14 protein-coding genes and 1 pseudogene are annotated in these 14,447 nt (G+C 71.7%); 6 read left to right on the forward strand and 9 right to left on the reverse strand.

What is annotated here, in order from left to right:
- Positions 1–671: 671 nt before the first annotated feature.
- A complete protein-coding gene (locus tag GRC12_RS10975; RefSeq protein WP_208779011.1) occupies positions 672–1,142 on the forward strand; it encodes a DUF5709 domain-containing protein in 471 nt (156 codons plus the stop codon).
- Positions 1,143–1,174: 32 nt separating this feature from the next.
- Positions 1,175–1,435 carry a type B 50S ribosomal protein L31 gene (locus GRC12_RS10980; RefSeq protein ID WP_133046901.1) on the forward strand — a complete coding sequence of 87 codons (261 nt, stop codon included), beginning with the start codon at positions 1,175–1,177 and terminating at the stop codon, positions 1,433–1,435.
- Between the two features lie 110 nt (positions 1,436–1,545).
- Here GRC12_RS10980 and GRC12_RS10985 read toward each other — a convergent pair whose 3' ends face one another.
- A complete protein-coding gene (locus tag GRC12_RS10985; protein WP_208779012.1) occupies positions 1,546–2,340 on the reverse strand; it encodes a metal-dependent hydrolase in 795 nt (264 codons plus the stop codon).
- Between the two features lie 145 nt (positions 2,341–2,485).
- Between GRC12_RS10985 and GRC12_RS10990 the strand changes: the two genes are divergently transcribed.
- Complete coding sequence (locus tag GRC12_RS10990; protein WP_208779013.1) at positions 2,486–4,999, forward strand: DEAD/DEAH box helicase; 2,514 nt, start codon at positions 2,486–2,488, stop codon at positions 4,997–4,999.
- A 19-nt stretch (positions 5,000–5,018) separates the two neighbouring features.
- The gene (locus tag GRC12_RS10995) at positions 5,019–5,885 is read left to right on the forward strand and encodes an acyl-CoA thioesterase (RefSeq protein ID WP_208779014.1); all 867 of its coding nucleotides are present in this window, start codon (positions 5,019–5,021) and stop codon (positions 5,883–5,885) included.
- Between the two features lies 1 nt (position 5,886).
- Here the strand turns inward: GRC12_RS10995 and GRC12_RS11000 are convergent, their stop codons facing one another.
- Both GRC12_RS11000 and GRC12_RS11005 read right to left on the reverse strand, forming a co-directional pair.
- Entirely contained in the window at positions 5,887–6,858 is a 972-nt protein-coding gene (locus GRC12_RS11000) for a DUF6397 family protein (protein WP_208779015.1), read from the reverse strand.
- Positions 6,859–6,982: 124 nt separating this feature from the next.
- A complete protein-coding gene (locus GRC12_RS11005) occupies positions 6,983–7,396 on the reverse strand; it encodes a roadblock/LC7 domain-containing protein (RefSeq protein WP_208779016.1) in 414 nt (137 codons plus the stop codon).
- A gap of 94 nt (positions 7,397–7,490) precedes the next feature.
- On the opposite strand from GRC12_RS11005, the gene GRC12_RS11010 reads away from it, so the two are divergent.
- Entirely contained in the window at positions 7,491–7,919 is a 429-nt protein-coding gene (locus tag GRC12_RS11010; protein WP_208779017.1) for a PPOX class F420-dependent oxidoreductase, read from the forward strand.
- A gap of 7 nt (positions 7,920–7,926) precedes the next feature.
- Here GRC12_RS11010 and GRC12_RS11015 read toward each other — a convergent pair whose 3' ends face one another.
- The 5 genes from GRC12_RS11015 to GRC12_RS11035 form a co-directional block, all read right to left on the reverse strand.
- Positions 7,927–8,532: a GTP-binding protein gene (locus GRC12_RS11015; RefSeq protein WP_208779018.1), complete on the reverse strand. Its 606-nt coding sequence runs from the start codon at positions 8,530–8,532 to the stop codon at positions 7,927–7,929.
- Between the two features lie 185 nt (positions 8,533–8,717).
- Positions 8,718–9,134: a DUF742 domain-containing protein gene (locus tag GRC12_RS11020; RefSeq protein WP_208779019.1), complete on the reverse strand. Its 417-nt coding sequence runs from the start codon at positions 9,132–9,134 to the stop codon at positions 8,718–8,720.
- A gap of 22 nt (positions 9,135–9,156) precedes the next feature.
- Positions 9,157–9,630: a roadblock/LC7 domain-containing protein gene (locus GRC12_RS11025; RefSeq protein WP_439959879.1), complete on the reverse strand. Its 474-nt coding sequence runs from the start codon at positions 9,628–9,630 to the stop codon at positions 9,157–9,159.
- The gene (locus GRC12_RS11030; RefSeq protein ID WP_208779020.1) at positions 9,627–12,149 is read right to left on the reverse strand and encodes a sensor histidine kinase; all 2,523 of its coding nucleotides are present in this window, start codon (positions 12,147–12,149) and stop codon (positions 9,627–9,629) included. The genes GRC12_RS11025 and GRC12_RS11030 overlap by 4 nt, the downstream gene beginning before the upstream one ends.
- A gap of 54 nt (positions 12,150–12,203) precedes the next feature.
- Positions 12,204–12,977: an MHYT domain-containing protein gene (locus tag GRC12_RS11035; protein ID WP_208779021.1), complete on the reverse strand. Its 774-nt coding sequence runs from the start codon at positions 12,975–12,977 to the stop codon at positions 12,204–12,206.
- 152 nt (positions 12,978–13,129) lie between these two features.
- On the opposite strand from GRC12_RS11035, the gene GRC12_RS11040 reads away from it, so the two are divergent.
- The gene (locus GRC12_RS11040; RefSeq protein WP_208779022.1) at positions 13,130–13,729 is read left to right on the forward strand and encodes a class I SAM-dependent methyltransferase; all 600 of its coding nucleotides are present in this window, start codon (positions 13,130–13,132) and stop codon (positions 13,727–13,729) included.
- A gap of 38 nt (positions 13,730–13,767) precedes the next feature.
- Here the strand turns inward: GRC12_RS11040 and GRC12_RS11045 are convergent.
- A pseudogene (locus tag GRC12_RS11045) lies at positions 13,768–14,333 on the reverse strand (alpha/beta fold hydrolase); the annotation flags it as partial.
- Between the last annotated feature and the right edge of the window lie 114 nt (positions 14,334–14,447).

Here is a 14,447-nt window from a genome sequence, read left to right on the forward strand (position 1 = left end):
GCCGCAGGGCCCGGTGCTGCCGGAGCCGCAGGGCCCGGTGCACCCGGAGCCACAGGGCCAGGCGGGCCTATGCGGCGCAGGGTTGAGCCGGGAGGCGCGGGGCCGCGTGGCCGGGAGCCGCAGGGCCCGGTGCTGCCGGAGCCGCAGGGCCCGGTGCACCCGGAGCCACAGGGCCAGGCGGGCCTATGCGGCGCAGGGTTGAGCCGGGAGGCGCGGGGCCGCGTGGCCGGGAGCCGCAGGGCCGGGCGGGCCCGGAGCCGCAGGCCGGGCGGGCCTGTGCGGCGCGGAGGTGAGTCGGGAGGCGCGGGATGAGGTGGCCGGGAGCCGCAGCGCTTGGTGGGCCAGTGCGGCGCGGGGGCCGACGGGGACCGGCGCACGGGTGAACCGGGAGGCGCGGGGACCGAGTGGGTCCATGGGGCGCACCGGTGCCCGAGCCCGTTGGACGGACCCGACCGCCATCGGCGCGTAGGCCCGTGGGCCTTCCTCACGGTCCCGGCGCCTCCTCGCCCCGTGCCGTTGCGCGGTGCCGAACGGGGGTGGAAGTCTGGATACCGGCACCGGCTCGGGGAGTGCCCGGGGACCGTGGACGCGTCCCCGGCACAGCCTGTGCTCCGCGCCCGGTGGCGACACCCGGCGTGGTGAGGGCCGGTCCCCACCACCTGGAGGTACCCGTGAACAGCGCCGACGGATGGGGAGACGACGTCTACCAGCCCGACGGAGACGACCAGCGCGAGGACACGGGGCTGCTCGACTCCGAGGACACCCTGGAGTACGACGGTGTGGAAGACCCCCTCGACCGCGGCTGGTCCCCTCCGGAGCGGCCCTGGGCCGTGGAGCACCTCGGTGTGACGGCCGCCGAACGCCGGGTCGGGGAGACGCTGGACCAGCGGCTCGCCGAGGAACTGCCCGACCTCACCGACAGCGAGGGCGACGGTCTGGGCGACTGCGACGGCACCGACGGGGAACTCCTGGACAACGAGGTCGGCGCGGTCCGCTCCGGCCGGCTCGTGGCCCCCGACGAGGGAGCGCACGAGGACGAGGAGAGCGCGCTGGTCGCCACCGACGTGGGCATCGACGGCGCGGCGGCCTCCGCCGAGGAAGCCGCCATGCACATCGTCGACGAGGACGCGCTGTCCGGCTGATCCACCTCTACCGCTGACGGCAAGGAGCAGGCATGCAGCAGGACAAGCACCCCGACTACCACCCCGTCGTCTTCCGCGACCGCGCCGCCGGCTACGCCTTCCTCACCCGGTCCACCGCGAGCAGCGACCAGACCATCGAGTGGGACGACGGCGAGACCTACCCGGTGGTGGACGTGGAGATCTCCTCGGAGAGCCACCCCTTCTACACCGGCAAGGCCCGCACCGTGGACTCGGAGGGCCGCATCGCCCAGTTCGAACGCCGCTACGGCTCGGGCGCGGGCCAGGGGACCTGAGCGGGGGCCGACTGCTGGGGGGACGGCCGGCTGGGCGGAGGACGCCTGGGCGAAGGGCGCCCGGGAGGAGGGCTTCCTCTGCGTCCCGCTCGCCGGTTTTCGGGGCCCGCTCAGATGAAGTTCAGTGCCGCCGCGCAACCCACCCCGCCCAGCAGCATGAACGCCGGCATCAGCACCTTCAGCTCGACCCAGCTGCCCGCCCGGAACCGCATGACCTTGGGCGGGCCCACGGGGTACCAGCGCTTGCGGCCCACCGGGATCGGCCACAGGATCGGGCAGCCCGAGACGGTCAGCGCGTCGCCGATGTCGTGCACTATCGCCCCCAGCACGATCGGCAGCCCCAGCCACAGGTACTGCTGGCCGGGCTGCGTGAACAGCCAGTCCGAGCCGTTGCCCGGCTTGTCCAGTATCCCGGCGAGGATCCAGGCGCTGGTCCCCGCCAGCAGCCACACCAGGACATCGCTGCTGGAGCCGCGGGCCGCCCGCCACAGCAGGCCCTCGATGGCCAGCACCATGTGGACGAAGAGGATGGCGAGGACCGCCCAACGGCCACCCGTCACGGCCGCGGCCGCCGTACCCCCACCGATCAGGACGGCCCACAGCCAGGTGTGGGTGAGCGTGCGGTGGCCGCCGGACCGGCGCGGGTCGCCCTGCTTCCTCGTCGCCTTGTAGACGGCGTAGGAGAGCTTGTCGACGATCTCGCACAGCCCGCGCGAGAGCGGACCGAACGCCCTGGAGATGGTGGCCGCTTTGTGGTCGAGGTCCGGGGCGAGGGCCGCTCCGGCGCAGATCAGGGCACCGACCAGGAGGACCGGCCAGGGCATCGGGTGTCCCGCCGCGGCGGCCGCGGCACCGACGCCGAGCCAGGCCGCGGCCCCCGACAGTGAGTGTGCTGGTCCCATCATGGCCGTTCCCCGCCCCATTCCTCGTGTGCCGCTGTCCAGTTGACCGGGTGCGCTGACGCTCCGTCGGCGACACAGCGTACTGGTCGTGATCTTCGACCTCGCATCCGATTCCCCTATGGAGGAGGACGCCAGGCAAGATGGGTCCGTGACACTCATCGATCAGCTTCCTTCGACCGCCGACCCCGACGCCCTCTACGAAGCCTTCGACTCGTGGGCCCAGGAGCGCGGTCTGACGCTCTACCCCCACCAGGAGGAGGCGCTGATCGAGGTGGTCTCCGGCGCGAACGTGATCGTGTCGACACCCACCGGCTCCGGCAAGAGCATGATCGCCGCGGGTGCCCACTTCGCCGCGCTGGCCCGCGACGAGGTCACCTTCTACACGGCGCCGATCAAGGCGCTGGTCTCGGAGAAGTTCTTCGAGCTGTGCAAGATGTTCGGCACCGGGAACGTGGGCATGCTGACCGGCGACGCGTCGGTCAACGCCGACGCTCCCGTCATCTGCTGCACCGCCGAGGTGCTGGCGTCGATCGCGCTGCGCGACGGCAAGGACGCGGATGTCGGCCAGGTGGTCATGGACGAGTTCCACTTCTACGCGGAGGGCGACCGCGGCTGGGCCTGGCAGATCCCGATCCTGGAACTCCCCCAGGCGCAGTTCATCCTGATGTCGGCGACACTCGGCGACGTGTCCTTCTTCGAGAAGGACCTCACGCGCCGCACCGGCCGCCCCACGTCGGTGGTCCGCTCGGCCACCCGCCCAGTGCCCCTCTCCTACGAGTACCGGCTCACCCCGCTCACCGAGACCCTCACCGACCTGCTGGAGACCAGGCAGGCGCCGGTCTACATCGTGCACTTCACGCAGGCCCAGGCCGTGGAGCGGGCGCAGGCGCTGATGAGCATCAACATGTGCTCCAAGGAGGAAAAGGAGCAGATCGCCGAGCTGATCGGCAACTTCCGCTTCACCACCAAGTTCGGCCGCAACCTCTCCCGCTACGTCCGGCACGGCATCGGCGTCCACCACGCCGGCATGCTGCCCAAGTACCGGCGACTGGTGGAGAAGCTCGCCCAGGCCGGCCTGCTGAAGGTCATCTGCGGTACCGACACCCTCGGCGTGGGCGTCAACGTCCCCATCCGCACGGTGCTGTTCACGGCGCTGACCAAGTACGACGGCAGCCGGGTGCGCACGCTGCGGGCACGTGAGTTCCACCAGATCGCGGGCCGGGCCGGACGGGCGGGCTTCGACACGGCGGGCTTCGTCGTCGCGCAGGCGCCCGAGCACGTCATCGAGAACGAGAAGGCCCTCGCGAAGGCGGGCGACGACCCGAAGAAGCGTCGCAAGGTCGTGCGCAAGAAGGCGCCGGAGGGCTTCGTCGGGTGGACGGAGAACACCTTCGAGAAGCTCATCGCCTCCGAGCCGGAGCCGCTGACCTCGCGGTTCCGGGTGACGCACACGATGCTGCTGTCGGTGATCGCCCGCCCGGGCAACGCCTTCGAGGCGATGCGGCATCTGCTGGAGGACAACCACGAGCCGCGCAAGCAGCAGCTGCGGCACATCCGCCGGGCCATCGCGATCTACCGTTCGCTGCTGGACGGCGGCATCGTCGAAAAGCTCGACACGCCGGACGCCAGTGGCCGCATCGTCCGTCTCACGGTGGACCTTCAGCAGGACTTCGCGCTCAACCAGCCGCTGTCCACCTTCGCGCTCGCCGCGTTCGAACTCCTCGACCCCGAGTCGCCGTCCTACGCCCTGGACATGGTCTCCGTCGTCGAGTCGACGCTGGACGACCCCCGGCAGATCCTCGTCGCCCAGCTGAACAAGGCGAAGGGCGAGGCGGTGGCCGCGATGAAGGCGGACGGCGTCGAGTACGAGGAGCGCATGGAGCGTCTCCAGGACATCAGCTACCCCAAGCCCCTGGAGGAACTGCTCTTCCACGCGTACAACACGTACCGCAAGAGCCATCCGTGGGTCGGCGACCATCCGCTGTCGCCGAAGTCCGTCATCCGCGACATGTACGAACGGGCGTTGTCCTTCACGGAGTTGGTGTCCTTCTACGAACTGGCCCGCACCGAGGGCATCGTGCTGCGCTACCTCGCCAGCGCCTACAAGGCCCTCGACCACAACATCCCCGACGACCTGAAGTCCGAGGACCTGCAGGACCTCATCGAGTGGCTCGGCGAGATGGTCCGCCAGGTCGACTCCAGCCTGCTGGACGAATGGGAGCAGCTGGCGAACCCGGAGGAGATGACCGCCGAGGAGGCCCAGGAGAAGGCGGACGAGGTCAAGCCCGTCACCGCCAACGCGCGTGCCTTCCGCGTCCTGGTCCGCAACGCCCTGTTCCGCCGCGTCGAGCTCGCCGCCCTGGACCAGGTGGAGGAGCTGGGCGAGATGGACGCCGACTCCGGCTGGGACGCGGAGGCGTGGGGCGAGGCGATGGACAAGTACTGGGACGAGTACGACGACCTCGGCACCGGCCCCGACGCCCGCGGCCCCAAGCTGCTGGTGATCCAGGAGGAACCGCAGAACGGTCTGTGGCGGGTCCGGCAGATCTTCGACGACCCGAACGACGACCACGACTGGGGCATCAGCGCGGAGATCGACCTCGCGGCCTCCGACGCGGAGGGCCGTGCGATCGTCCGTGTCACCGACGTCGGACAGCTGTGAGCCAAGGAGCGACCCACCCATGACGAACCCGGCCGAGAGACTGGTCGACCTGCTCGACCTGGAGCAGATCGAGGTCAACATCTTCCGTGGCCTGAGCCCCCACGAGTCCCTGCAACGGGTCTTCGGCGGCCAGGTGGCGGGCCAGGCGCTGGTCGCCGCCGCCCGCACCACGGACGGCGACCGCCCCGTGCACTCGCTGCACGCGTACTTCCTGCGCCCGGGCCGGCCGGGCGTGCCGATCGTGTACCAGGTCGAGCGGGTCCGGGACGGCAGGTCGTTCACCACACGCCGGGTCACCGCCGTGCAGCAGGGCCGCACGATCTTCAATCTCACCGCCTCCTTTCACAAGCCTGAGGAAGGTCCCTTCGAGCACCAGCTGCCGCCGGCCCGCAAGGTCCCGGACCCGGAGTCCCTGCCGACGGTCGTGCAGGAGATCCAGGAGCATCACGGTGCGCTGCCGGAGCAGTTGGAGCGCATGGCGCGCCGTCAGCCCTTCGACATCCGCTATGTGGACCGTCTGCGCTGGACCCCGGAGGAGATCAAGGACGCCGAGCCGCGCAGTGCCGTGTGGATGCGCGCGGTCGGACCCCTGGGCGACGATCCGGTGGTGCACACCTGCGCGCTGACCTACGCCAGCGACATGACCCTGCTGGACGCCGTGCGCATCCCGGTCCAGCCCCTGTGGGGTCCGCGGAGCTTCGACATCGCGTCGCTGGACCACGCCATGTGGTTCCACCGGCCGTTCCGCGCGGACGAGTGGTTCCTGTACGACCAGGAGTCGCCGATCATGACGGGCGGCCGGGGCCTGGCCCGTGGGCGGATCTACGACGTGGAGGGACGCCTGCTGGTGTCCGTGGTCCAGGAGGGCCTGTTCCGGCCGCTGTAGGTCAGGAGTTTCTGCGGCGCAGCCAGCCGAGCAGCCCCCGGGAGCGGTCGCCGGCGTCGACGGCGGGCGGAACCGGCTCCGCCACCGCTGGTACCGGGTGCATCCGTTCCTCCCGCGTCCGGGGATCCGCCCGCGTCGGTTGCTCCGCGGCTGCGGGCGCCGGCCTCGGCTCCTCCGCAGCCGTCTGCCGCGGCCGGGGGGCCGGATGCTGTGTGCGGGCGATGTCCAGTGCGTGCGCGAGGTCGGCTCGGAACCAGCCGATCTCGTCCGGTTCGTCGGCCTTCAGGATCCGCTCGGCGAGCTCCGCGCTGGGTGAGCCGGGGGTCCCGTAGGACACGGGCTTGGGCAGGAACCGGCTCAAGTGGGCGTGCTCGTACGGGTCCTTGACGATGTCCGCGACCTGGACGGGGTCGAGCATCGAGGCCACGGCCGCCGCCCTGGCCCAGGGGTGGCCCCCGGCCTGCCGGGTCAGGAAGCCGAGCCGACGACCGCGCCAGTTGCGCCGCCGCGCGTCGATGCCCTCCTCCAGCTTCTGCCGCAGATCGGCCGGCGTTCGGCCGCTCAGGAGCGGTGCGTTGTCCTCGTCGGCCGCGAACTGGCGTAGTTCGTCGGCAAGATAGAGCCAGACCACGGCCCGATAGCGGTTGAGGTAAAAGCGCACCGGCACGATCATGCCCAGCCGGGCGAGCCGGGTGAACCTGCCGGTGGAGACCTCCAGCAGAGCCGCGCCCGCCGTGGTGCCGACGACCTCGACGCGTTTCAGCAGTGTCTCGGGAAAACCGTCCAGGGCACGCAGCCGGTCGATCTCGGCGCGGGTGACGCGCCGTCCGCCCCCGCCCTCGTCGGGGACGGTACGGACGAGTCCGAGATCGGCCGCGAGGTCGAACTCGCCTCGTTTCAGCCCCAGTTCCCGCGCGGCGCGGCTGGGCGTGTACGCCTGGGCGGTCGATGGTGCGACGATGTTGCCCGACATGATCTCTCCCCCGTGGAGTAGGTGGCCGCCGCCGTTCGTGCGGCCTCGGAAAAAACCGTAGCCGCTGGGGCGGATCTCGTGGCCGGCCTGTGGATAACTCCACGGGAGAGGGAGAACCTGCAGGTCAGGCGTCTGGGAACGGGGACCGGTCGGGCTGTCGGGCCTCCACGTCGAGGTGTTCGCCGACGCGGTTGACGAGCAGGGTCATCTCGTAGGCGATCTGCCCGATGTCGGCCTCCGCGGCGCTGAGGACGCACAGACAGCTGCCGGTGCCGGCAGCGGTGACGAACAGCACCGCGTCGTCGAACTCGACCATGGTCTGCCGTACGCTGCCCGCGCCGAAGTGGCGTCCCGAGCCCTTGGCCAGGCTGTGCAGCCCGGACGAGACGGCGGCGAGATGCTCGGCGTCCTCGCGTCGCAGTCCCGTGCTCGCTCCCGTCACCAGCCCGTCGTTGGACAGGACCAGCGCATGCCGCACATGTTCGACGCGCTCGGTCAGGTCGTCCAGCAGCCAGCCAAGTGTCTGGTTCTGCGCCATGTTCCGGATCTCCCCGTGTGACGACTCCCCCTGGCCGGAGGATCTCCCGTCAGCCTTCCCCACCATCGCGCCCGCGGGCAAGGAGGATAGGGGCATGGCACAGAAGATGACCGATGAGGAATGGCGGGCGTTCGTCTCGGACGGCACCCGCACCGCGAAACTGTCGACCGTCCGGGCCGACGGGAGTCCGCACGTGACGCCCGTCTGGTTCGTCCTGGACGGCGACGACCTGGTGTTCAACACCGCCAAGACCAGCGTGAAGGGGCGGAACCTGGCCCGGGACGGACGGGCGGCGCTGTGCGTGGACGCCGACCGGCCGCCGTACGACTTCGTCGTGCTGCGAGGGCGCGCCCACATCTCGGAGGACCTCGAGGAGGTGCGGTACTGGGCCACCCGCATCGGCGCGCGGTACATGGGCGAGGACCGGGCCGAGGAGTTCGGGGCGCGCAACGGCGTGCCGGGCGAACTCCTCGTACGCGTCACGATCGACAAGGTCCTGGCCGAGAAGGCCGTCTCGAGCTGACGTCCGGTCAGCCGACCGAGTCCAGCAGCCGGGCGGTGTGCATCCGCCCGGCGTACTCGACGAGCCGGATCAGCACCTCCTTGCCGGAGTCGCGGTCCCGGGCGTCGCAGAGCACCACCGGCGTCCCCTGGTCGAGGTCGAGGGCGCGTGAGACGTCCTGTGCGTTGTAACGGCGGGCGCCGGAGAAGCAGTTGACGGCCACCACGAACGGGATGTGCCGGTGCTCGAAGTAGTCCACGGCGGGGAAGCAGTCCTCGAGGCGCCGGGTGTCGGCGAGGACCACGGCACCGAGGGCACCCTGTGACAGCTCGTCCCACAGGAACCAGAAGCGGTCCTGGCCCGGGGTGCCGAAGAGATAGAGCGACAGGCCGGAACGGATGGTGATGCGGCCGAAGTCCATGGCGACGGTGGTCGTGACCTTCTGGTCCACGCCGTCGGTGTCGTCCACCCACTGCCCGGCCTCGCTGAGCAGTTCCTCCGTGCGCAGCGGCCGGATCTCGCTGACCGCGCCCACCAGGGTGGTCTTGCCCACGCCGAATCCGCCGGCGACCAGTATCTTCAGCGCCAGCGCGGTCGTCTCGCCGCCGTCGGCGTCGGAGTGCTCGGAGACCATGGATCACTTCTCTCGGGAGTGCCGGCAACGGTCGGCATCGGTCGAAATCAGCATCATGACAACTGCGTCCCTTCTCCGTGGGATTGGACCGCTTTTTGCCCGATGCGACCGACCGGTACCTGTTCGGTGTCCGGGTGGGTGCACAAGTCGGGACCGTCCGTGCCCGGGTGGTTGTGAACTGTCGTCTACAGCGCGCGCAGCCCCTCGATCACCTCGCGCAGAATCCGTTCGTCGGGAAGCTGGGCGGGCGGTACCGGGCGGCTGACGGTGACGCAGCCGAGTTCGAGCAGGTCGCCCAGAAGCACCCGGACCACACCGACGGGCAGGTCGGCTCCCGCGGCGAGTTCGGCGACCGACTGGGTCTCGGTGCGGCACAGGTCGAGCAGGGCCCGGTGCTCCGGACCGAGCCCGCCCACCTCGTCGGGGCCGGGGGCGCCGACGTCCAGGGTGACCAGGGCGATCAGGTCGAAGCGGACCCCCGTGGGGCCCGGCCTGGTGCGTCCGCCGGTCATGGCGTACGGCCGTACGAGAGGCCCGGCCTCGCCGTCGTACCACTGGCTGCCCGGCTGCTGCTGCCCGGCGCCGGTCCTGTCGTCGCTCATGTCGCGCGGACCGCCTCTCGCGTCAACCGGCGGCGGGGGGCCGCGCGGCCACGCGCGGCGCCGTGTACAAGTGCTCGCCGACCCGTTTGACCAGCCGGGCCATCTCGTAGGCGACCAGGCCGATGTCGGCGGTCACGGCGGTGAGGACGGCGAGGCAGGAGCCGTCGCCCGCCGCGGCCACGAACAGGAAGCCGTCGTCCATCTCCACCATGGTCTGGCGCACCCCGCCCGCGCCGAAGTGCCGTCCCGCCCCCTTGGCCAGGCTGTGGAAGCCCGAGGCGACCGCGGCGAGGTGTTCGGCGTCCTCGCGGCGCAGGTCGGTGGACGCGCCCACGGCGAGTCCGTCGTTGGACAGGACCACCGCGTGCCGCACCTCGGTCACGCGCAGCACCAGGTCGTCCAGCAGCCAGTCGAGTTCGCCGGATTTTCCCCACTCCCGGCTTCGCTCGAGCGGGGGGACCCCCATGTCTGCCCTCGTGTTCGGGTCCTGGATCATGCGCGATCTCCTTCGCTGCTGTCGCTGCGCGCTGTGTGGTCGGGTGTGGCACCGCGGCCGGGCTGCCTGCCGCCGCCGCGTGCCCAGCCGTCGCGGTAGGCGGCCATGCGGTCGCGCACGACCTCGGGGGTGCGCTGGTCCTCGTGGCGGGGGCCGGAGTTCTGGGTGGCCGGTTTCTCGGTGCGTCGCTCGCGCAGTTGCGGGGCGAGGCTGGCCTGCCGTACCCGGCGGGGCAGGTCGTCGGTGTCCTCGGCGTCGTCCTGGGGTCGGTGCAGGCGCAAGGTGGTGACTCCGGGGGGTGGGGGTTCCGCCGACCTGTCCGCCGCGGCCGCTGCGGGGGCCGCGAGGGCGGGCCGCTCGGCCAGGGCCGGCACGGACTCCTGCCGTTCGGCGCCGGGTACGCGCGCGTACTCGCGTTCCTCGGGGCGTTCCGCCTCGGCGGCGGCCCTGCGGGGGGAACGTTCCGCCGCGCCGCCGTGCAGGAGGGCGGTGGGCAGCAGGACGACCGCGGTGGTGCCTCCGTAGGGGGAGGTGCGCAGGTGCACCTTGATGCCGTGGCGGGCGGCGAGCCGGCTGACCACGAACAGCCCGAGCCGGTCGCTGTCGAAGAGGTCGAGGGCCTCGGACTGTTCGATGCGGCGGTTGGCCTCGGCGAGGGTCTCGCCGCCCATGCCCAGGCCCCGGTCCTCGACCTCGACGACGTAGCCGTTGCCGACGGGTTCGCCGGTGATGCGCACGCGCGTGTGGGGCGGCGAGAACTGGGCGGCGTTCTCGACGAGTTCGGCGAGCAGATGGGTGAGGTCGGCGACGGCCGCGCCGATGACGGCCGCCTCGGGGAGCTGGCGTACCTCCACGCGCGCGTAGTCCTCGACCTCGGACACGGCCGCGCGCACCACGTTGGTCAGGGAGACCGGCATGCGCCAGGCCCGGCCGGGCGCGGCGCCGGAGAGGATGATCAGGCTCTCGGCGTGGCGCCGCATCCGGGTGGTGAGGTGGTCGAGGCGGAACAGGTCGCTGAGTTCGTTGGGATCGTCGGAACGGCGCTCCATGCTGTCCAGGAGGCTGAGCTGGCGGTGGACGAGGATCTGGCTGCGGCGGGCCAGGTTGACGAACACCCCGGAGATGCCGCTGGCGAGCTCCGCGCGTTCGATGGCGGCCCGCAGGGCGGCGCGGTGCACGGTGCCGAGCGCTTCGGCGACCTGTCCGGTCTCGTCCTCGGCGGGTGGTCCGGGCGGGGCCTCGGCCTCGACGTCGATCTCCTCGCCGGCCCGCAGCTTGCGCATCGCCTCGGGCAGGTTGCGGCGGGCGATCTCCAGGGCGCTGTTGCGCAGGCTGACCAGTTCGACGACGAGACCGCGGCCGATGCGTACGGAGATGACGAGCGAGGCGGCCACGGCTGCCAGACCGAAGAGGACGGCGGCGCCGGCCGGGGTGAGCAGTCCACGCGTGAACGGGTCGGCGCGCTCGGCGACTCCGTGTCCCGCGTCGGCCTCGATCATGCGCATGCCGTCCTGCACGCGCGCGTGTGCCTTGCCCCAGGTGTCCTCCGGTGCCGCCGCCTGCAGCGGGCCCGGGGTGCCGTCGACGATCCGGTCCTCCGCGTCGCCGAGGTCGGTGTAGGCGCTGTCGGCGGCGAGAGTGTGCCAGGCGTCGCGCTCGGAGCCGCTGAGGTCGGCGACGGCGGCCTCGGTGAGCGTGCGTCGGGTCTGCGCGGCACCGGTGAACAGACGCAGCCGTTGCCCGTTCAGGCCCTCGGCAGGGCGCGCACCGGCGAGGATCGCGTCCTCCTGGGCCAGTGACTCCCCCGCGCGGGAGAACTCGAGCAGTACGCGCGCGTCGGAGCCGAGGTCGGCGTCCTGGATGCCGGTGAGCGCGCCGTCCACGGCGAAGGCGTCGGCGACGGTCCTGGTGTACTGGCGGTACGTTTCAGCCCAGTCGGCACGGCGGTCGAGCACCTGAGCGCGCAGGGCCCGCAGCTGCTCGGCGCCGGTGACGAAGGCCCGCAGCCGGCGGGCCACTCCGGTGGGCAGCTCGGTGCTGTCGGCGACGGTGTGGTCGTCACCGAGGCGCAGCCTGGCCACGGCTTCGTCGGTGCGCTCGGTGAGTTTCTTGTAGTCGCGGCGCTGCCCCGTGGACGGGGCGGAGGCGTATCCCACGGCGGCGGTTCGTTCGGCCTGCAGCGCGGCGACGGCCGTGCCGACGGGTGAGCGGATCTCGGTGTCGACGCGTTGCAACTGACGCAGCCGGGAGACGTCCTGGGCGGTGGTGACGGTGGCGTAGGCCCACAGGGCGAGCAGCGAGACGACCGGCACCATCAGCAGGCAGACGATCTTGGCTCGGACGGTGCGGGGTCGTATTCGCCAGTACCCCGCGCGCGTGGGCGGATCCTGCTGCACCGCGCCGAGGGGTTCCTCCGTGCTTTCGTCGGCCGGCGGTCCCGCGTGGGCGCGACGGCCGCGCACGGGAGGCGAGGGCGGCGCCTCGGCGCCGGTGGTGGGGCTCCTACGGGGTGTACGCATGGACTCCTCGCTCAGGAGTGGTTCGTGGGCGGGCCGTGGGCGCCGGATCGGGCACTAGCCGGGGACGCTCTCGACCGGCCGTTGCGCCGAGGCGGAGGCCTCGCGCTCCCCCGTCGTCGGTGACAGCGCGACGAAGGCGGAGGTCAGGAACAGGTAGGACCCGAGGCCGACGGCGAGGGGGAAGATGAACTGCATCGCCGTGGCCCCGGGCAGGGGCTGGCTCGAGGGGGTGACCCGGACGCTCACCGCGAACATCCCGGTGTAGTGCATGCTGCTCACGGCGGCGCCCATGATCAGGGAGGCGACGGTGACGGCGACGGGCGACTTGATGTTGAGTGCCGCCCACAGGGCCGCGGTCGCCGCCACGACGGCGATCAGCACGGAGAGGCCGACGAGGGCCGGGTCGTAGCTGACGTGTCCGTGCAGCCGAACCGCCGCCATGCCCAGGTAGTGCATGCTCGCGACACCGAGTCCGGTCGTGAGTCCGCCGAGGAACAGCGCCCGGTTGCGGTCCCTGCTGTAGCCGACGGCGAAGACACCGGCGCACACGACCAGGACGGCGACGAGCAGGCTCGCGATGGTGAGCGGCACGTCGTAGCGGATGTCGGTGCCGCTCACGCCGAAACCGAGCATGGCCACGAAGTGCATGGTCCAGATGCCGGTGCCGATCGCGGATGCGGCGGTGATCAGCCAGTTGCGGCGCGACCGGCCGGTGGCGCCGAGGGCGCGGACGGTGCAGCGCAGTCCGAGCGCGGCGCCTATGGAGGCCATCACGTACGACAGCACGGGGGTCAGCCAGCCGAAGGTGGCGTGGTCCAGGTGTCCCATGGCCTCGGGACGGTAGCCCCGTCGCGGGTGCGCAAAGGGGGCACATTTCGAAAGGTGTTGGAATATGACGCAGAGAGGTAGCTGAACGACCGCCTCGCGCTCGAACGTGTGCGCAGCGGCGTCATCCCTGTCGGTGGGAGATCATGCGGAACATGAGCGAGGACCACACACACGTCCAGGAGTTCTTCGGTATCCGTGCCGCCGGCTGGGACAGCAGGTTCCCCGACGACGGCCCCGCCTACGCGGCGGCGGTGGCCGAGCTCGGGCTGCGCGAGGGCGACCGGGTGCTCGACGCGGGCTGCGGCACCGGAAGGGCACTGACGCCGCTGCGTGCCGCCGTGGGGGCCTCGGGGGTGGTCGTAGGAGCCGATCTGACACCGGAGATGCTCCAGGCCGCCGTACGGGCCGGCAGGGATCGTGACGGGCGGCTGCTGCTCGCCGACGTGTCCGCGCTGCCGCTGCGGTCGGCTTCGCTGGACGCGGTTTTCGCCGCGGGACTGATCGCGCACCTTCCTCGGCCGGACGAGAATCTGCGGGAGTTGCGGCGTGTGACGCGTCCCGGCGGCACGCTCGCGCTGTTCCATCCCATCGGCCGCGCCGCGCTCGCGGCCCGCCAGGGCCGGCAGATCACCCCGGACGACCTGCGCGCCGAGCCCAACCTCGGCCCTCTGCTGGCCGGTTCGGGCTGGAGGATGACCTCGTACGTCGACGAGGACAGCCGCTTCCTCGCCCTGGCCGTACGCGTGGACTGACCGTCACAGCCGGCCCGCGACCGCCGCCACGACGCGGTGCCCGCCTGTTCACCGCTCAGCTCGCCCTGCAGACCGACGCGGTCGACCGGCAGCCGTTCGAGGATGTAGCGCATCACGGGAGTCGATCCGTGCCGCAGGGCGACGGTCGTGCGGTGCAGGGCAGGCGGGTCGGCCAGGCGCGTGGTGGCGGCCCACAGCGAACCCACCCTCTCCAGCACGCGCGCGTGGGCGCCGTCGACGAATTCCTCCTCCTCGTAGGAGGCGATGCCGCTGCTGCTCGCGGAGGCCGGCGGGAAGGCGTCGGGGTCGGCCTCGCTGAGGACGAGCCGGGAGACCAGCTCCGGCCGCCGGTGCGCCAGCACGATGGCGACGGCGCCGCCCATGCCGTGGGCGACGAGTTCGGCTCCGCCGACGCCCGCGGCGTCCAGGGCGGCGCCCGGCGCGTCGGCGTGGTTGTGGAGCGTGTAGCCGAAATGGGCCGGGCGGTCACTGATGCCGTGCCCGGGAAGGTCGACGAACAGACTGCGCGGCCCGCGAGTTCGGGCCGGGCAGCGATGTGCGCGTGGTACACCGCCGAGACCGAGCCCAGTCCATGCACGTGCACGCGCGCGGGATCCGCGCCCGGCGTCTCCGTCCAACGGATGTGACTTCCCCCGCCGTCGAACCGGCGACGGGGGCACCTGGCCGGCGCCTTGTCGATCACGTAGTTCTGGCCGCA

Origin of the sequence: Streptomyces griseorubiginosus, from assembly GCF_017614965.1 — a bacterium.
Classification (GTDB): Bacteria; Actinomycetota; Actinomycetes; order Streptomycetales; family Streptomycetaceae; genus Streptomyces; species Streptomyces griseorubiginosus_B.

What these genes read in the sequence shown, in the direction of transcription:
- GRC12_RS10980 (WP_133046901.1), top strand. Translation starts at nt 1,175, where the DNA reads ATGCAGCAGGACAAGCACCCCGACTACCACCCCGTCGTCTTCCGCGAC.
- GRC12_RS10985 (WP_208779012.1), bottom strand. Translation starts at nt 2,340, where the DNA reads ATGATGGGACCAGCACACTCACTGTCGGGGGCCGCGGCCTGGCTCGGC.
- GRC12_RS10995 (WP_208779014.1), top strand. Translation starts at nt 5,019, where the DNA reads ATGACGAACCCGGCCGAGAGACTGGTCGACCTGCTCGACCTGGAGCAG.
- GRC12_RS11000 (WP_208779015.1), bottom strand. Translation starts at nt 6,858, where the DNA reads ATGTCGGGCAACATCGTCGCACCATCGACCGCCCAGGCGTACACGCCC.
- GRC12_RS11005 (WP_208779016.1), bottom strand. Translation starts at nt 7,396, where the DNA reads ATGGCGCAGAACCAGACACTTGGCTGGCTGCTGGACGACCTGACCGAG.
- GRC12_RS11010 (WP_208779017.1), top strand. Translation starts at nt 7,491, where the DNA reads ATGGCACAGAAGATGACCGATGAGGAATGGCGGGCGTTCGTCTCGGAC.
- GRC12_RS11015 (WP_208779018.1), bottom strand. Translation starts at nt 8,532, where the DNA reads ATGGTCTCCGAGCACTCCGACGCCGACGGCGGCGAGACGACCGCGCTG.
- GRC12_RS11020 (WP_208779019.1), bottom strand. Translation starts at nt 9,134, where the DNA reads ATGAGCGACGACAGGACCGGCGCCGGGCAGCAGCAGCCGGGCAGCCAG.
- GRC12_RS11025 (WP_439959879.1), bottom strand. Translation starts at nt 9,630, where the DNA reads ATGATCCAGGACCCGAACACGAGGGCAGACATGGGGGTCCCCCCGCTC.
- GRC12_RS11030 (WP_208779020.1), bottom strand. Translation starts at nt 12,149, where the DNA reads ATGCGTACACCCCGTAGGAGCCCCACCACCGGCGCCGAGGCGCCGCCC.
- GRC12_RS11035 (WP_208779021.1), bottom strand. Translation starts at nt 12,977, where the DNA reads ATGGGACACCTGGACCACGCCACCTTCGGCTGGCTGACCCCCGTGCTG.
- GRC12_RS11040 (WP_208779022.1), top strand. Translation starts at nt 13,130, where the DNA reads ATGAGCGAGGACCACACACACGTCCAGGAGTTCTTCGGTATCCGTGCC.